Source organism: Streptococcus sp. CF8_St5-11, from assembly GCF_024295625.1.
GTDB lineage: Bacteria > Bacillota > Bacilli > Lactobacillales > Streptococcaceae > Streptococcus.
In genome coordinates this window covers 673699-690970 of the sequence record NZ_JANCOJ010000001.1, presented here as the reverse complement: position 1 = coordinate 690970, position 17272 = coordinate 673699, and the positions used below count along the sequence as shown (strand labels likewise).

Below are 17272 nucleotides of genomic sequence, written 5' to 3'. Positions count from 1 at the left end.
TTTGCCTTCATATCTTCAGAAAATATGGGATTAAAAAAGAAGAGTCAGAGGAAAGAGATGAAAATTCATTTTACAAATTTATTTGGGCAATCTTCGAAAAGTGTTGCCCTGATGGCACAAAACGATATCATGAATGTCGTTCGTGAACTTGGGGTTAATGAATTAGGGATCTACTTTTATGATCATAGCAACGAACCAGCTAGCGAATTGAATTCGCGGATGGATGGGATTTTAGCAGGCGTTGCTTTTGGGGATATTGTCTTCGTTCAATCTCCTTCTTGGAATGGAATTGAGTGGGACCGCCGTTTGGTTGATAAGTTAAAACTCCTTCAAACCAAGCTGGTCATGTTTATCCATGATGTTCCACCACTCATGTTTGAGAGCAATTATTACCTAATGCCCAACTATATCGACATGTACAATCAGAGTGATCTGGTCGTTGTTCCGTCAGAGCAAATGTACCATCGTCTAGTATCAGAAGGACTCACAGTGAAAAAATATGTGGTCCAAAAGTTGTGGGATTTGACCCATAGTTTGGACCTCTATACTCCGCAATTTGAGAAAAAACTGATCTTCTCAGGAAATCCTTCACGTTTCCCACATATCATCGACTGGAAATATGATACACCCCTTCATGTTTATACCGAACCAGTTGAAGGAGTTGATTATTCCAAGGTCCATATTGAAGGGTGGCGAACTAAGCAAGAGTTGCTTTTGGAGCTTTCTAAGGGGGGGTTTGGGCTGGTCTGGGGAAATTCAGAGAACCCCGAGGATGAGCGAGATTACTACAAAGAAAATATTTCCTACAAATTATCGACTTACTTATCCGCAGGTCTTCCGGTAGTCGTGCCAGACTATTTGTCAAATGCAGACTATATTCGAGAAAAAGGGCTTGGCTTTGTAGCATCCAGTCTTGAAGAAGCTAATCGTCTGGTTCAAGACTGCACAGAAGAAGCGTATGCCCAAATGGTCCAAAAGGCTCACTATACTTCTTATTTGATCCGCAATGGCTATTTTACAAAGAAATTATTCGTCGATACCATCATGGCTTTAGGAGAATAATGTCCAAGTAAACCAGATTCTTCAGATAAACATCTGAAGGATTTTTTGTTGAATACGGTACCAAATGGGGAATTTGAAATATTACCAAATATTAGTGACAAATGAGTTTGGAAAAGTCGCAAATTATGGTAAAATAAGTTGAGATAAAATGCTCTAAAGGCACATATTTAAAGGCTGTTTCCCTGGTGGAAGAGTCAAAATGAGTAAGAGAAAGTTTAAAAGAAATGTTAAAACGATCTGAAGTAGGAAAGAGATTTTGTTGGACGATATTTTTCGTCTTTATTTATGTTTTGGGAAGTAAAATTTCCCTGCCTTTTGTTGACTTATCAAAGGCCTTGAGACTCAATGAGGGAACGACAACGGGCTTGCAGCTCTCAAGCGCTGTGATGGGGGGAAATCTCCGCGGGATGTCGATCTTTTCGATCGGTCTATCCCCATGGATGTCTTCCATGATTTTGTGGCGGATGTTTACCGTTTCAAAACGCTTTAACCTCGAAAAAACCAGCACGGAGATAGTGGAGCGGCGAAAGATGTACGTGACCTTGGCGCTCGCCATCGTCCAGTCTTTGGCAGTGGCCATGTATCTCCCTTTGAAGACAGGGTTGAACCCCGGACTTGTCATTGCGGTCAATACCATGATTATGGTAGCCGGAGCCTTCTTTTTAGTTTGGCTCTCCGATCTAAATGCCGCTTTGGGCCTTGGAAGTTCTGTTGTGATCATGATGGCTGGGATGGTTATGTACCTGCCAGAAGATGTGATGCAGACCCTTTCAAGTGTCAATAATATCCCAGAGATCGCTTATGTTCTGGGCGTGATTTTTATCTTGATTTTTGTCTATGTGGCAGTCTTGGTGGAATATTCCAAGTACCAGATTCCTGTCAATAAATTAGGGATCCACAACAACTTGAAAAGTTATACTTTTTTGGATATCAAGCTCAACCCAGCAGGAGGGATGCCCTTTATGTACGCCATGACCTTGGTGTCCATTCCTCAGTATGCCATGCTCTTGATCTTGTCTATGGATTCCAATGCCAAGTGGGCTGCTCGTTTAGCCAAACACTTGGTGATGGGAGATCCGATTTGGATCCTTCTTTACATTCTGATGATCGCCCTTCTCTCTTTTGCTTTCGCCTTTGTCAATGTGAACGGAGAAGAAATTGCAGATAAGATGATGAAGGCGTCCGAGTATATCGATCATGTCTATCCTGGAGCAGATACACGTCGATATATCAATAAAATTGTGCTACGCTTGACGGTTTTTGGGACCTTGTATCTGATCCTCTTTACGGCGCTTCCTTTTTCCCTCTTGTTATGGGATAAAGATCTTTTGCGCTTGACCATGATTCCAGGAACCTTCCTCATGTTTGTCGGGATGATTTACAATATCCGAGAAGAAATTCGTGCCCTTCGTGTCAATCAACGTTATACAAGAATATTCTAGGAGTAACCATGTATTATTTTGTACCAGCCTGGTATGGAACGGACCGCATCTGGCAGCAAACAGCTACCCCTTGGTACTGGATGCGAGAATCCATTGAATTTGATGATACCATTAATCAAGTTCGTATTTTTCAAGAAGCAGAAATGGATCGGATCTTATTGTTGCCTCAATATAGTCCGCAACTGCGCTATTTTTTACACCGCCAAGATTTGTTAGAGACAGATGTGCTTTCGATTTTTGATCGGATCCAAAAGGTTCCGTCTAGTTTGGCTATGCACCCAGTTCAGCTTCGGGACATCGAATGGCCGAGTGAGACCACTTTTTCCTACACTCCCTTTTTGGTAATGGCATTTCGAAAGGGTCACCTCATAGCAAAAATTGATATGGGAGTAGATGGAAACATTCTCTCTTTGACTCGTTATAAGAATGAAGAGATCAGCTACATTGAGTACTTAGATGATCGCGGCTTTATCTCTAGTAGGATTTACTACAATGAGAGGAAACCTTATTTTCAAGAGTATCTGAGTTTTGATGGACAATGGGTTTTGAGAGAAATGTTGATCGAAGAGAACCAATCTGTTATGGTCAATGAAGCTTTCTTTCCTGCCTTCAAAAAAGAAAGCTATTCCGATATGGGAGAAGTTGTCGCTGAAAAAATGAAGGAACAGTTGGCAGCCTTGGTACCAGGACGAGATCAGTTGGTACTGGCAGCTCATCCAGCAAATTTGGCTTTTTTACAAGATACAGCAAGTAGTGTCAAGAAAGTCTTGTCTTTCTACGGGGATCGCCAGCCCTTGTCTGCCGAAAACTTTGCCCTCTATTTTGATATGATTGATGCCCAGCTCTTGATCACAGATAGTGAAAAAACCAAAGAAGCGATTGGGGTCTTTTCTCCTAGCTTGGCTCAAAAGACACACCGGATTACCTCTTTTGACTCCCGCCTCCGTTTGGGATCTAGTCAGGAGCGCAAGGAATCGAAGATTTACTTTTACGTCAATGAAGCTGAGCTTCCAAGTAAGAGCCAGCTCAAGAAGGTTCTGGAGGTCTTGGCGCAACATCCTTTATTTGAAGTTGTTTTTGCATTTTACAATGGATCACCGGAGCGTGTTAAGGAATTAGAAGGGCAACTCGAGGAATTGATCGCTAGCGAGCAGGACTTGCATCTGGTTCAATCACCAGCCCAAATGGAAGGGCTTGGGGAAAACCAGATTATCGATGAAGAGTCCGTACAAGACGCACCGGATTATCGCTTTGTAGTTAAGAATTTTTCAAATGAAAATGACATTATTCAAGAATTGGAAAAAACCCGCTTGATTGTAGATTTAAGCGAGGAACCCAACCTCTACACGCAGATTGCAGGGATCTCTGCTGGGATTCCTCAAGTCAACCGCGTCCAGACAGAATATGTCGATCATTTGAAAAATGGCTATGTGTTATCAAAGGGAGACAAGGAATTAGAGAAGGCAATCACGCACTTCTTATTGGAATTGAAGCCTTGGAACGAAGCCTTGGTCTACTCGATCGAAAAAATTCAAGAATACACCGGTCAACGCTTGATCGAGAAATGGGAAGGATGGATGAAAGAACGTCATGGATAAAAAACTACAAATACCCCATATTCTCCAAATCGGCTCAAGTAGTTGGCAGGATCAGGTGGAGCTTCCTGCTGGACTAGGCTGGCACTTTTTTCAAGCTACCGCTCTTCCATCGCTCAAAGAATATATGGAAGAAGAGGAAATCTCCAAATTCAAAGCCTTGATTCTAGAAAAGCCAGAAGATTTATTAGCTTTAGGAGAAGACCTGGCTTATTTTCAGCCTTATACTGTTTTTTATGATCAAAGCCATGAACTAGAGGCGCCTTCTGACGAATTGGCCCACCTCTTAAGGCTTAAACAAGCAAGACCCTGGGATTTCTCAAACAAGCATCAATTTCTCTATGTTTTAGAGCGCTTTTTATACGACAATCAATATGGAGATGCCTTTACGGTTCGTGACCTGCGAGTGAGACCTGATTTTGCGGGCCAGCAAACGGTGCTGGGGCAACATTTTCTTCAGCTAGATGGATCATACGGTGAAGAGTTTACACCGATTGCTCAGTGGGTTTACAACTACGTGTATGATGCTAGCCGTCCCATCAATTTTTGGTTGGAATATGAAAAAGATCCAAGCTGTCAGCTGCAATTGCGGATTCAATTTTACCGCTTTGGTGCTCTGGGAGAGTGGGTCAAAGATGCAGTCTTTTCAGAAGAAGAGATGGCACAACCACTAGAATTGGATGGCGCAGAACCTTATTACCTAGCCTTTTCGCTGGAAGCAAAAGGAGAAGGGACGCTTACGATCGGAGCCCTACATAAGCGCTTGTCACATGGTCCTTTAGGAGAGATGACCGTAGGAGCTAAGACGCTACGGGACCACAAACGCCAAGAAATTTTTGCTTATTTCCATCCTGGCGATATGAAACCACCTTTAAACATTTACTTTTCTGGGTATCGTCCGGCCGAAGGTTTTGAAGGGTTTGGGATGATGCGTGCGATGGGGAGTCCCTTTATTCTCTTTTCTGACCCAAGGCTGGAAGGTGGATCCTTCTATATGGGCTCAGAAGAATTGGAAAGTCAAATCACTGCCTTTATTGATCAGCACTTGGACTTGCTCGGCTTTGAGCCAAAAGATATGAATTTCTCAGGCTTGTCCATGGGGACCTTTGGTGCCCTTTACTATGGGGCTCTTTATTCTCCTCATGCGATCTTGGTCGGAAAACCCATTGTCAACCTGGGGGATGTCGCTGCCAACCTGAAATTTAAACGTCCAGATGAGTTTGGAACATCCCTAGACATGATGCAGTTGATCATTGGTCAAGTGTCGCAAGAAGGGATCGGTCAGCTCAATCAACGCTTCTGGGACCGGTTTGACCAGGCAGATTTCAAGGATACGATTTTAGCCCTTGCCTATATGAGGGATGATGACTATGACCAGCAGGCTTATCCAGATATTTTAGAGGCCTTGTATGAATTTCCGGTTCGTATTATCAGCACTAGCCGTGCCGGTCGACACAACGATGCGAGTGGTCCGATCATTGAGTGGTTTGTGACCCAATACAAAGAAATCATGGAAAGAGACTTTGGAAGAAACCAATGATAAAAATAAAAGAAAATGAAAGCAGACGAATCTACTGGGGCGATACCGTTCTAGCAGATTATCTTTGGGGGTCGACCATTCAAGCGACTGACCAAGGAAGCGTTCAGTTTCAGAACCCCCTCATGCCATCTGGTCAAGTGCTGAAAACTTGGCATTCGCAGACAAATTTTGGCGCAACTCGTCAAATTCCTAGTCTGCCTCTGCTCAAAAGAGAGCAAGATTATGAACTGGTTATCACGATGGAAGCGACTCCGGCTCATACCGTTATGGTAGAAATCGTCTTCAAAGATCGCTTTGGAGAGGTCGTTGGCCGTCGCGTAACCGCAGAAGGTCGCTTGCCGTTTACCTATCCAGATCAAGCATACGCCTATGAAGTACGCTTGCTCAGTGCAGGTTTGCAAGAGTTTACCTTCCACTATTTCACGATTCAACCAATATCGTCTGAGGGAGCAGAAGTTCTCGAATAGACGAACATCACTGCAAAAAAAGAGGATTACATTGGATTACGTTAAATTAAGAAACATCAAAAAAATCTTAAAAGAAGTCAATAGCTGGAAGGATGACATGGCCCGCTTGACGGATCGACAACTACAGGAGAAGACTGTGGAATTTCGGGAACGTCTAGCTAAGGGTGAGACCTTGGATGATCTCTTACCAGAAGCATTTGCGGTTGCGCGGGAAGCTGATAAACGGGTCTTGGGCATGTTTCCTTATGACGTGCAAGTCATGGGAGGGATTGTCCTCCACCAAGGCAATGTCGCTGAAATGAATACTGGTGAAGGAAAGACCTTGACGGCAACTATGCCGGTTTATCTCAATGCCTTAGAGGGAAAAGGGGTCATGGTTATTACGACCAATACCTATCTGGCAACTCGGGATGCAGAAGAGATGGGACAGGTCTACCGCTTTTTGGGCTTGACTGTTGGAGTTCCCTTGAAACAATCTGAAGACGAAGAATTAGATCCAGAAGTCAAACGGGAGATTTACCAGTCAGATGTCATTTATACGACCAATACCAGTCTGGGCTTTGACTATTTAACAGAGAACTTGACGGCTTCGGCAGATGGCCAGTTTTTGGCAGACTTCAATTACGCCATTGTTGATGAGATTGATTCGGTGCTCCTTGATAGTGCTCAGACTCCCTTGATTATTTCTGGTTCTCCTCGGGTTCAATCTAACCTATATGGGATTATTGATACCCTGATCCAAACCTTCAAAGAAGGGGAAGACTTCAAGTTTGATGAAGAAAAGAAACGAGTTTGGTTGACTCGAAAAGGAGCTCATGCAGCAGAAGCTTTTCTTGCTATTCCCAACCTCTATGATCCCCAATACCGTGATTTGGTTCGCCATATCAGCTTAGCCCTGCAGGCCAATAAAAACTTTATTAAGGATAAGGACTATGTCATCCATCCCAATGTCGAAGGGCAACCGGAGATTGTCTTACTAGACCAGGCGACGGGGCGCTTGATGGAAATGACGCGCTTGCAAGGAGGACTCCACCAGGCGATTGAAGCCAAAGAGGGCCTCAAGCTCACCCAAGAAACACGGGCTATGGCTTCTATTACTTACCAAAACCTCTTTAAGATGTTTCGGAAGTTGGGAGGCATGACCGGGACTGGGAAGGTCGCTGAGGCAGAGTTTCTTGATACCTATGCCATGTCAGTGATCAAGATCCCAACCAATCGCAAGAAGATCCGCAAAGATTTGCCGGATGAAATCTATCAGACCTTGCCAGAGAAAATCGTGGCTTCCTTGGACTATGTGAAGAAGGTCCACGAAAAGGGCAATCCAATTCTGGTCTTTGCCGGATCCGTTGAGATGTCGATTCTTTACTCGAATCTTCTTTTGCGCGAAGGGATTCCTCACAATCTTCTCAATGCCAACAATGCTCCTCGAGAGGCCCAGATCATTAAGGAATCAGGTCGAAAAGGAGCTGTGACAGTTGCGACCTCAATGGCCGGTCGGGGAACCGACATCAAGTTAGGACCAGGAGTCGCTGAGTTAGGTGGCTTGGTGGTTGTCGGGACTGAGCGGATGATGAACCAGCGGATTGACCTTCAAATTCGGGGGCGTTCAGGTCGCCAAGGAGATCCCGGTTTGACCAAGTTCTTCGTCTCTTTGGAAGACGATTTGATGAAAAATTGGGGGCCAGACTGGATCCAGGATACCTATCAAGACTATGATGTAGATGAGCGGATTGGTTCAGCTAAAGCTCTGACCAAGCGCAAGTATAGAAACTTGGTGGAACGGGCTCAAAATGCTAGTGAAAGTTCTGGTCAGGCCAGTCGTCGGATGACGCTAGAATTTGCGGAAAGCATGAACATTCAGCGTGCCATCGTCTACGAAGAGCGCGACCGCTTGATCAAACAAGAAGGACGCTTGGATGATATCGTTGAAAAAGTGCTTCGTTCCGTCTTTTCAAGTGTAGCCCATAAAAAAGAATACAAGGAACCGGTAGCTTTTTATCGCTATATGTTAGACAATGTTAGTTACCAAGTGGATCCGGAAAAGGCCCACCAAACCTTCCGTAGCAAGAAAACCAAAGAGAATTTCTTATGGGAAATTGCTAAAAGCGAGTTAGAAGCTAAGTATGAGATCTTAGGCACCGATGAGGTGATCGCCCAATTCCAGCGCATGGCCATCCTAAAAGCTATCGATGAAAACTGGGTCGAGCAGGTAGACTATCTGCAACAATTGCGCATGGCGCTCTCTGGTCAGTACACCAGTCAGAAAAACCCTTTGGTAGAATTTTTCCAAGAAGCCTACCAATCCTTTGAACGAATGAAAGAGGCGGCCAAAGAACAAATGGTCCGCAATCTCCTACTAAGTCGAGTAGAAATCAATAAAAAAGGGGAAATTGTCTTGCATTTCCCATAAAAGAGGACATTATGACAGTATACAATATCAACCTTGGAATCGGTTGGGCCAGCAGTGGTGTTGAGTATGCCCAGGCCTACCGTGCCCAGTTGTTACGCAATATCCATCAACCAGCCAAGTTTGTCTTTATGGATATGATCCTAGCCGATAATATCCAGCATTTAACAGAAAATATCGGTTTTAAAAATGATGAAATCATCTGGCTCTATAGCCATTTTACAGATATAAAAATTGCGCCAACGACCTATACCATTGATCAGGTCTTAGCAGGATTTGCCGGAAAACCGACTCGTGAAGAAGTCGATGGTAAGATCAAGCGCTTCTTTTATGAGGATCAGGACAACTTTTTGACCTGCTACCTGCGCGCAGAAAACAGTCCCTATGTCGAACGCTGCGAGTACGTGTCTAGAGGAATTTTGGTGAGAAAGGATTATTTCTCCTATACCCGCTATTGTACCGAGTATTTCATTCCTAAGAACAACCAAGCCAACTTGATTGAGCGCCGTTTTTACAATGAAGACGGGACGGTTGCCTACAGCATGCAGATGGCGGATGGCCGCGAAATCTATCGTTTCCCAGATCGCTACCTAGTTGGTCGCCAAGAATTGATCCGCTACTTCATGCAGAACCTTCAATTGACCAAACAAGATTTGGTGATTTTGGATCGGGAAACCAATATTGGTCAGCCTATCTTTGAAGAAGCGCAAAAAGCTCGCCTGGGTGTGGTCGTCCATGCCGAGCACTTCAGTGCCAATAATGTCGATGATCAGTATATCCTGTGGAATAACTACTACGAGTATCAATTTACCAATGCAGATAAGGTAGACTTCTTTATTGTCGCGACTGACCGCCAAAAAGAAATCTTGGCCGAGCAGTTTGCCAAATACACCAACCATCAGCCGGCTATCTATACCATTCCAGTTGGGAGTCTTGCAAGCTTACCACAAAACGAAAATCGCACCCCATTTTCTATGATTACTGCCTCTCGTTTGGCGACAGAAAAGCATATTGACTGGTTGGTGCGAGCAGTGGTTCGCGCCAAAAAAGAATTGCCAGAGCTGTCCTTTGACATCTATGGAAAAGGTGGAGAAGAAGGCAAGTTGCGTTCTCTAATTGATGAATTGGGGGCAGCAGACTATATCCATCTCAAAGGGCATGCCAATCTAGAGGAAATTTACAAGAATTATGAGGTTTACCTGTCCGCGTCGACCAGTGAAGGCTTTGGGTTGACCTTGATGGAGGCGATCGGTTCTGGTCTTCCGATTATCGGTTTTGACGTTCCTTATGGCAACCAGACCTTTGTCACAGAAGGTAAAAATGGCTATCTCATTCCGCCTTCAGCAGATCAAGTGGTCGACCAGATTGCTTCTGCCTTTGCGGAAAAAATGATCCAGCTATACAAAAAAGATGATCTAGCCAGCATGCGTCAAGCATCTTATGCGCGTGCAGAAGACTTTTTGACCAGCCGAGTAGAAGAAGCTTGGGAACAATTGATAGAAGAGGTGACACATGCTGAACGTATTTGATAGTTATTCTCGTGAAAGCCAAGACCTGCTCCACTCCATGAAAGAGTCTGGCTTTGACCATCCGACCGTTGTTTTGGAGCCAAACGGTTTCTTACCAGACGGTGTCGAATCTCCCTTTATCTATTTCTTAGGACAAGCAAAAGGGGAGAAGCGCGGTCGCTACTTTAATGAAGTTCCAGTGCCTGATTTCTGGGAAGTTTCTGGGGATAACAGTTCGGGAAAAGTGACCTACTATGGTCAGGAAAAAGCTCGGATTGTGTACCATGCTGCTTCCTATAAACGCATCGTCGAGCGCTTAGAGTGGTTAGATGATAAGGGACAAGTGGTCATGGTTGAGCACTATGACCAATACGGTCGTAAGATTGCTGTAACGACTTGTGGCGATCAGGGACAGTATTTGGTGACTACTTACTTTGAAGGGGATACCGAGCGCTTGACAGAAAATCACCAAACAGGGGATTTGATCTTGACCTTGGACCATCAACCTATGCGGATTTTCAAGAATCGCTTAGATTACTTTGTCTTTTATCTAGAGTATCGTGGTTTTGATTTAGATGGTTTGGTCTACAATACGCTGGCTACCTCCTTTAGCATTAGTCTCCAGTTAGGCAATAAAGGCATCAAAGGACGCGACGTCTTGGTGTGGCAAGAGCCTCTTCACGACAGCCTTCCGGGCAATATGCAGTTGATTCTAAAGAGCCCAGAAATCCGGACCAAGAAGATCTTGATTCCGCAAAACGCGACCTATCATCGTGCTTTGCAGTTGACCTCGCAAGACCAGCATAGCTATTTTGGTCCCCTTGGCTACCTGTATGATTTCAAGGTGAAAGACGATATCCGTAAAGACGCTTTTGTTTTGACCAATTCGGATCAGATCGAAGCCTTGACCTATCTAGTAGAGAACTTGCCAAATGTGACCTTCCGTGTAGCAGCTTTGACGGAGATGTCTGCCAGCCTCTTGTCTATGGTCCGCTACCCAAATGTGGTCTTGTACCAAAATATCAGTCAAGAGCGGATCAAAGAGTTGCTTAAGGTCTCTAGTATTTATCTAGATATCAACCACTATGCAGAGGTGCAAGGCATTGTTCGCAAGGCCTTCGAACACCAGCAAGTCATCCTTGCTTTTAGCCATACCCTGCATGACCGCCACTTCCTCGCACAAGCCAATATCTTTGATCAAGGAAAAGAAGCAGATATGGTGGCTCGTATCCAGGAAATCTACCAATCTGTGGATAACTACAGAGAAGCCGTCGCACAACAAATTGCCCAATCAAGTAGCGTTGAGCCAGCTGTTTTCAAAGCTCGCTTGCAAGAAGGGATAGGTGGACACAGTGAGTGATCGTAAGAAAGATTTATTTTACAAAGAAGTAGAAGGACGGATGGAGTCTCTCAAACGCCGTCCTGCCGAAAAAGAAAAGACGACACGTTCTGAAAAGATCAATGTTACTTTTAATGTGATCATTGGTTTGGTGATTCTGCTGGGAGTTATTTTTACCCTCTTCAGAGTGTTAGGAGGATCCTAAGATGGAAATGGTATTTGCAATCGGGATCTCGATCTTATCCCTCGCTCTTGTGGTTCTGATCACCCTGCAGCCTCGCCAACAACAATCGCTTTCAACAGATGCGACCAGTAACCTAGGAAAACCAAGTTACTGGCGGTCCCACCGTGGACTCAAGCTAGCGACCCTTGTTGTTAGTATTGTCTTTCTCGTATCCTTATTTCTTTATATGATGGTCGTACAGGCCTAATTTCTAATAGAATGGATAAAAAGAAGTTGGTATTCTCCAACTTCTTTTAGAATGTAATCTATCTGTTTCTTACCTAATGCAACCTAAATGATACTTAAAAAATTAAAGAGATATCAACTATTAGGCTTACTTAGACATCTATTGAAACTTTCCTTAGGTGAGTACGGACGTCAGCGAACTTCGAGGAAGTTCCATGACTTAGTTTTGGACCTAAGGTTCCAAAACTCCCGAGTGCTAGAAACAAGAATGTTTCTAGCACTTATCTCACGGCGGAAAGTTTCTAAGATGACTCTATCTACAATTTGAAGAGGCTAGGACAAAAGTCCTAGCCTCTCAATTATTTTTGGATTGTCGAGCAAGATGCAGTGGTTGAGTGCTCAAAGCACTGCTTTGAGGTGGTAGATAGGACTTGCTAAGCAAGTTTCCTAAGTAGTTGTTCGCTTTTCAAGTTCCAAAGATGCCCTACTCAACTGTGCGGAGGTGGGACGACGAAATCGAATTCTAACGAATTACCGATTTCTGTCCCACACTCTTTTTTATCCTGCTTCCTTCTCTTTTATGGTATACTGAAAGCGACAACATGATTGGAGCTCCCGATGAAAAAGATCCCCTTAGTATTTTCAGGCTGTCTGTTAGGACTGGTTGGCGCTGGAAACCTTCTTGCGGACTCGCTACCCTTCCTTGCTCACGCCTTTAGTCTGACAGGTTTGTTCTTCTGGTTTTTCTTTGTGGTTTATCATGCAATTCGCTGGCAAGAAACCAAGATAGAACTCCAACAACCAGCTCTTTTATCTGGGATGGCGACCTTTCCCATGGCAGGGATGATTCTATCCACCTATCTTTTGCGCCTCTTTCCCGCCTTTGGAGGTCTATCACAGTTGGTCTGGTGGTCTGCCTTTCTCTTGGATCTGGGTTTAATTCTCTATTTTACCAAGACCCATGTCCTAGCGCGACCAAGAGCCAATGCCACTCCCAGTTGGACCGTTCTCTATGTGGGCATTGCAGTAGCAGCCTTGACTTATCCAGTTGTAGGAATCAGAGAGATTGCTTATCTCGCTTTAGTGATTGGTTTTGGTTTGACCTTTCTTCTTTATCCCCTTATCTATCATGATTTGAAGCAGTCCCCTTTACCCAGTCATCTATTGGGCCAAGAAGGCATCTATTGTGCTCCCTTTTCCCTTCTTTTAGCAGCCCTGGTTCGTGTGGGTGGAGCAAGCCTTCCTGTCTGGTTCTTACTGATCATGGTGTTGGCCTCGCAAGGTTTTTATTTCTTTGTTTTGACGCGCCTACCGAGAATGATCACAGAAGGTTTTCAACCTGCTTTTTCAGCTCTGACCTTTCCAACAGTTATCACAGCGACCTCTTTGAAAATGGCCCAAGGCTTGTTGCAACTACCTTTCTTGACAGCTCTCGTATGGCTGGAAACTCTTCTTTGTCTCTTGATTTTAGTCGCTGTCTTAGGTGGTTATGTGGCCTATCTCAGAGAGTAGGAAGGCATCCTTTTTCATTGAAACCTTGTCACGATTATGGTAAGATGCACTATACGATTTGTCAGACTTTATAGGAAAGGTATCTATGAAATTCATCAAAGGAAAGCTCTCACTGCTGTATCCCCTCTTTCTGCTCTTGTTTTATTTTTATGTTCGGCCTCAATTTCGCCCCTTGGCCCAGTATGTCTCCAATAGTGTAGCAAGCGCCAATAGCTATTATTGGACCTTATTTGGCCTAGAAGGCCTCTATGCAGTCTTTACAGGATTTTTGGTCTATCGTTTTTCTAAAAAAGCGCAGTTTAAGCTGGGGAAGAATCCTCTTCAAGCTCTGATAGAAGCCGTTTTTGCGGCCTGTTTAGTTTACTGGTTGGACTACTTCATCAGTGGTTTTGTTCAAGGACGGGCAGCTGTTTTGAGTCTGTTTCCACGGGAAATTAGCCCCACAGGAGTGCTTATCCTGGTGATCGCAATGGTTGTCATCCGGCCAGTGACAGAAGAGCTGATCTTTCGTGGAGCCTTGGTGAATGCCTACTTCAAAGGCTGGAAACTCTATGCTGAGATTTGGCTTCCAGCCCTCATCTACAGTGGCCTACATTTTCTCCACAATCCCTTTTCGCTGGGAGCTTCTATCATCTATCTCCTGCCGAGTGTGATTTTTGGGATCCTGTATTATCGGAGTAAGACGCTCCTTGCTCCTATTTTGGCTCATATCTTGCTCAATCTCTACTACACCTTGCCTTTACTTTTATCTGTATTTAAGTAGCAACCGATTTCCTGAGTGAGATTGGTTTTTTTTGAAAATATGGTATAATAGAATAAATTTAATAGAGGGAGTTGAGGTTTGAAAAAAAGCTACCGCGTCAAACGTGACAAAGATTTTAATGCTATTTTTAAAAGTGGTCAAAATGTTGCCAATCGAAAATTCGTTGTTTACCGCTTGCGCAAAGACCAACCGCATTTTCGAGTCGGCCTGTCTGTTAGTAAGAAACTGGGAAATGCTGTGACCAGAAATCGCATCAAACGTTTGATTCGCCATGTTTTGATCAAACACCAAGCCTTCCTTACGACCGATGATTTTGTTGTCATTGCTCGTAAAGGAGTGGAGGAGCTCGACTTTCATCAAGTAGAGAAAAATCTTGTACATGTCTTAAAATTAGCGCATGTCTACCAAGAAAGGGAATAATGTGAAAAAGAAACTGAAGTTAACTGGATTATTAGGAGCGGCCTTATTGGTCTTGACAGCTTGTGGAACCTCTCAAGTGACAGCTCAGTCGACAGGTGGTTGGGAACGCTTCGTCTACTTCTTTGCAGAAGCTATCCGCTTCTTGTCCTTTGGCGGAAGTATCGGTGTAGGGATTATCGTCTTTACCATTGTCATCCGGACGGTCCTCTTGCCTCTCTTCCAATATCAAATGAATTCAACCCGCAAAATGCAGGAAATTCAACCCCTCCTCAAGGAATTGCAAGCTAAGTATCCTGGGAAGGATCTTGATAGTCGGACCAAGCTTTCTGAAGAGATGCGGGCCCTATACAAGGAAAAAGGTGTCAAAACGTCTTCAGCCTTCCTTCCTCTCTTGATCCAGATGCCGGTCTTGATGGCCTTGTTCCAAGCGCTGAGCCGTGTCGAATTCCTTAAAGTCGGTCACTTCCTCTGGTTGGACCTTGGTGCGATCGACCCGACTTATATCTTGCCGGTTCTTGCAGCACTCTTCACATTTTTCAGCAGTTGGTTGACCAATAAAGCCATGCCAGAGCGTAATGGTAGTGCGACAACCATGATGTATGTGATGCCTGTGATGATCTTCTTCTTTGCCTTGTTCTCAGCCAGCGGGGTCGCACTATACTGGGTGACTTCCAATGCTTACCAAGTCGGGCAAACCTATCTCTTGAACAACCCCTTCAAGATTATTGCAGAGCGTGAAGCAAAAGAGCAAGCTTCGCGCGACATGGAAAAACAAAAACGCCGTGCCCTAAACAAAGCACAGAAAAAGAAAAAATAAGAAAGAGGTGGACATATGGTCCTATATACTGGAGCAACTGTTGAAGAAGCGATTCAAAAAGGTCTGAACGATTTAGATATTCCTCGTATGAAGGCACATATTACGGTTGTAGCGCGTGAAAAGAAAGGTTTTCTTGGCTTGTTTGGGAAAAAACCAGCCCAAGTAGAGATTGAGCCGATTGCAGAAACAACGGTTGTGAAAGCTAATCAAAAAGCTGTCAAAGGTGTCCCAGATGAGATCAATGCACAAAACGAACCGGTGAAGACGGTGAGCGAAGCAACGGTCGATCTCGGACGCGTCGTTGCAGCGATCAAAAAGGTCGAAGAAGAAGGAGAAGTTGTCTCTGAAGAAATCAAGACAGAAATCCTGAAACATGACAAAGAAGCAGATACCGTTCTTGAAGAAAAAGGGCATGAACATATCCTTGAAAAAGTCAAAGAACCAGCGACAAAAGAATCAAGCGAATCTGATTTCTCAAACCTTGGTATCGAGGTAGAGGAAAACTACAACATCGAAGAAGTCGTAGATGATGTGACAGCCTATGTTCAAACAGTGGTCGATGAAATGGATGTGGATGCGACCATCTCAAGTAGTCACAACCGCCGTACGGTCAATATGCAAATTGATACCAATGAGCCTGGGCGCGTGATTGGTTACCACGGAAAAGTCTTGAAGGCTCTTCAACTTTTGGCACAAAATTACCTCTATAACCGCTACTCAAAGAATTTTTACATTACCATTAATGTTAATGACTATGTAGAACACCGGGCAGAAGTTCTTCAAAGCTATGCTCAGAAGTTGGCAACACGTGCCCTCGAAGATGGGCAAGCCCAACAGACAGATCCGATGTCAAACAGTGAACGCAAAATCATTCACCGTATCGTCTCTAAGATGGAAGGAGTCACTAGCTACTCTGAAGGGGAAGAACCAAACCGTTACGTGGTGGTAGACATCGAAGGATAATCTAGCTATTATTTCCCATAAGGGAGAGACGGGATTGAGCCGATCTCTCCTTTTTTAGGTTTAGAAAGGAAGCAAATGGCATTTGCAGCGATTCGAGAGTTTTTAAAGCTTCAAGGAATTCACTACCAGGCCCCAGCAAAGGCTGGAGTGCTAGCCTCAGAGATGGAGCAGTATCGTGCCCTAGCTCAAGCGGCTCGTAAGGAATTCACCGATTTAGTCTCAGCCTTTCAGAAGCGTCACCCCTACTTGGAGCAGGATCGGACCAGCCAATGGATGAACCAGGCCCAGGTCTTGCGCCCTCATTTTTGGGCCTATCTAAAAGGAGAAGGGACGATGGCAGAGCCTATGTTTGCCTTGAGGCTCTATGGAGATGCAGTTGATTTTGGTGTTTCCTTAGAGGTGAGCTTTATCGAGCGAAAAAAAGATGAGCAGAGCCTTCAAAAACAACACAAGGTTCTCACCCTTCCTATCTCTCAGCCAGTTTATTATTTCGCCCAGAAAAATGGAGAGAGTCAAAGGGTAGAAGGAACAGAAAAGAATCGCCATGATCTGTTGCAAGCAGTAGCAGAAGGGGCGGTTCGTAAGGTCCTCGTCAAATACGATGTTTCTCTGGTCGAGGAAGATTCTCCTGAGAATATCCTGGATCAGTTGCAAGAGGCGCTGATGGCTCTGGAACCCTACTACTTGGCAACCCGTCAGGTGTAGAAAGGTGTTCTCCGACCTGTATTTGCAACAATTTTGCCATAGCTATTGACAAATAGAGTCGAATCCGATAGAATAGTAAAGTATGTTTAGTAACTGATCACAACTAGCCGGCTAAACGAATACAAAATCTATGAGGAGGTATTCATCGTGAAACGTACTTATCAACCAAGTAAACTTCGTCGTGCGCGCAAACATGGTTTCCGTCACCGTATGGCAACTAAAAATGGTCGTCGCGTATTGGCAGCTCGTCGTCGTAAAGGACGCAAAGTTTTGGCTGCCTAATTCAGATAAAAACCTAAAAACCAGTAGAAACTCGAGACTAC

17 protein-coding genes are annotated in these 17272 nt (G+C 44.4%); all 17 read left to right on the top strand.

The annotated features are described in order from the left end of the window. Positions 1 to 57: 57 nt before the first annotated feature. Positions 58 to 1062 carry a sugar transferase gene (locus NMM13_RS03225; protein ID WP_070594465.1) on the top strand — a complete coding sequence of 335 codons (1005 nt, stop codon included), beginning with the start codon at positions 58 to 60 and terminating at the stop codon, positions 1060 to 1062. A 224-nt stretch (positions 1063 to 1286) separates the two neighbouring features. Further along, the gene (secY2, locus tag NMM13_RS03220; RefSeq protein ID WP_070594466.1) at positions 1287 to 2504 is read left to right on the top strand and encodes an accessory Sec system protein translocase subunit SecY2; all 1218 of its coding nucleotides are present in this window, start codon (positions 1287 to 1289) and stop codon (positions 2502 to 2504) included. Between the two features lie 8 nt (positions 2505 to 2512). After that, positions 2513 to 4102, top strand: coding sequence for an accessory Sec system protein Asp1 (asp1, locus tag NMM13_RS03215; RefSeq protein ID WP_254727596.1), 1590 nt, complete (start codon positions 2513 to 2515; stop codon positions 4100 to 4102). Then, positions 4095 to 5639, top strand: coding sequence for an accessory Sec system protein Asp2 (gene asp2 / locus NMM13_RS03210; protein ID WP_254727593.1), 1545 nt, complete (start codon positions 4095 to 4097; stop codon positions 5637 to 5639). Before asp1 ends, asp2 begins: the two co-directional genes overlap by 8 nt. Beyond that, complete coding sequence (gene asp3, locus NMM13_RS03205) at positions 5636 to 6106, top strand: accessory Sec system protein Asp3 (RefSeq protein ID WP_021153996.1); 471 nt, start codon at positions 5636 to 5638, stop codon at positions 6104 to 6106. Before asp2 ends, asp3 begins: the two co-directional genes overlap by 4 nt. A 25-nt stretch (positions 6107 to 6131) precedes the next feature. Continuing rightward, positions 6132 to 8516 (top strand): accessory Sec system translocase SecA2, encoded by a 2385-nt coding sequence (secA2, locus tag NMM13_RS03200; protein ID WP_254727631.1) that lies wholly within the window; start codon positions 6132 to 6134, stop codon positions 8514 to 8516. Between the two features lie 11 nt (positions 8517 to 8527). Further along, positions 8528 to 10042, top strand: coding sequence for an accessory Sec system glycosyltransferase GtfA (gtfA, locus tag NMM13_RS03195; RefSeq protein ID WP_254727590.1), 1515 nt, complete (start codon positions 8528 to 8530; stop codon positions 10040 to 10042). Beyond that, a complete protein-coding gene (gene gtfB, locus NMM13_RS03190; protein ID WP_118095593.1) occupies positions 10026 to 11381 on the top strand; it encodes an accessory Sec system glycosylation chaperone GtfB in 1356 nt (451 codons plus the stop codon). Before gtfA ends, gtfB begins: the two co-directional genes overlap by 17 nt. After that, positions 11374 to 11565, top strand: coding sequence for an accessory secretory system protein Asp4 (gene asp4, locus NMM13_RS03185; RefSeq protein ID WP_003003066.1), 192 nt, complete (start codon positions 11374 to 11376; stop codon positions 11563 to 11565). Before gtfB ends, asp4 begins: the two co-directional genes overlap by 8 nt. 1 nt (position 11566) lies before the next feature. Continuing rightward, positions 11567 to 11791 (top strand): preprotein translocase subunit SecG, encoded by a 225-nt coding sequence (locus tag NMM13_RS03180; RefSeq protein WP_003003038.1) that lies wholly within the window; start codon positions 11567 to 11569, stop codon positions 11789 to 11791. A gap of 596 nt (positions 11792 to 12387) precedes the next feature. Continuing rightward, positions 12388 to 13281 carry a TDT family transporter gene (locus NMM13_RS03175; protein WP_195487292.1) on the top strand — a complete coding sequence of 298 codons (894 nt, stop codon included), beginning with the start codon at positions 12388 to 12390 and terminating at the stop codon, positions 13279 to 13281. 85 nt (positions 13282 to 13366) lie between these two features. Next, a complete protein-coding gene (locus NMM13_RS03170; RefSeq protein WP_118227799.1) occupies positions 13367 to 14044 on the top strand; it encodes a CPBP family intramembrane glutamic endopeptidase in 678 nt (225 codons plus the stop codon). A 78-nt stretch (positions 14045 to 14122) separates the two neighbouring features. Next, entirely contained in the window at positions 14123 to 14464 is a 342-nt protein-coding gene (rnpA, locus tag NMM13_RS03165; RefSeq protein WP_003002960.1) for a ribonuclease P protein component, read from the top strand. Position 14465: 1 nt separating this feature from the next. Continuing rightward, positions 14466 to 15281 carry a YidC/Oxa1 family membrane protein insertase gene (locus tag NMM13_RS03160; protein WP_003015944.1) on the top strand — a complete coding sequence of 272 codons (816 nt, stop codon included), beginning with the start codon at positions 14466 to 14468 and terminating at the stop codon, positions 15279 to 15281. A gap of 15 nt (positions 15282 to 15296) precedes the next feature. Continuing rightward, complete coding sequence (gene jag / locus NMM13_RS03155; RefSeq protein ID WP_021153989.1) at positions 15297 to 16244, top strand: RNA-binding cell elongation regulator Jag/EloR; 948 nt, start codon at positions 15297 to 15299, stop codon at positions 16242 to 16244. A 75-nt stretch (positions 16245 to 16319) separates the two neighbouring features. Continuing rightward, entirely contained in the window at positions 16320 to 16949 is a 630-nt protein-coding gene (locus tag NMM13_RS03150) for a ribonuclease P (RefSeq protein ID WP_254727587.1), read from the top strand. A gap of 147 nt (positions 16950 to 17096) precedes the next feature. Next, a complete protein-coding gene (gene rpmH / locus NMM13_RS03145; RefSeq protein ID WP_003003086.1) occupies positions 17097 to 17231 on the top strand; it encodes a 50S ribosomal protein L34 in 135 nt (44 codons plus the stop codon). Positions 17232 to 17272: the final 41 nt, after the last annotated feature.

Excerpts from the sequence above, each read along its gene's own strand:
- NMM13_RS03225 (WP_070594465.1), top strand. The coding sequence starts at position 58 with ATGAAAATTCATTTTACAAATTTATTTGGGCAATCTTCGAAAAGTGTT.
- secY2 (WP_070594466.1), top strand. The coding sequence starts at position 1,287 with ATGTTAAAACGATCTGAAGTAGGAAAGAGATTTTGTTGGACGATATTT.
- asp1 (WP_254727596.1), top strand. The coding sequence starts at position 2,513 with ATGTATTATTTTGTACCAGCCTGGTATGGAACGGACCGCATCTGGCAG.
- asp2 (WP_254727593.1), top strand. The coding sequence starts at position 4,095 with ATGGATAAAAAACTACAAATACCCCATATTCTCCAAATCGGCTCAAGT.
- asp3 (WP_021153996.1), top strand. The coding sequence starts at position 5,636 with ATGATAAAAATAAAAGAAAATGAAAGCAGACGAATCTACTGGGGCGAT.
- gtfA (WP_254727590.1), top strand. The coding sequence starts at position 8,528 with ATGACAGTATACAATATCAACCTTGGAATCGGTTGGGCCAGCAGTGGT.
- gtfB (WP_118095593.1), top strand. The coding sequence starts at position 10,026 with ATGCTGAACGTATTTGATAGTTATTCTCGTGAAAGCCAAGACCTGCTC.
- NMM13_RS03180 (WP_003003038.1), top strand. The coding sequence starts at position 11,567 with ATGGAAATGGTATTTGCAATCGGGATCTCGATCTTATCCCTCGCTCTT.
- NMM13_RS03175 (WP_195487292.1), top strand. The coding sequence starts at position 12,388 with ATGAAAAAGATCCCCTTAGTATTTTCAGGCTGTCTGTTAGGACTGGTT.
- NMM13_RS03170 (WP_118227799.1), top strand. The coding sequence starts at position 13,367 with ATGAAATTCATCAAAGGAAAGCTCTCACTGCTGTATCCCCTCTTTCTG.
- jag (WP_021153989.1), top strand. The coding sequence starts at position 15,297 with ATGGTCCTATATACTGGAGCAACTGTTGAAGAAGCGATTCAAAAAGGT.
- NMM13_RS03150 (WP_254727587.1), top strand. The coding sequence starts at position 16,320 with ATGGCATTTGCAGCGATTCGAGAGTTTTTAAAGCTTCAAGGAATTCAC.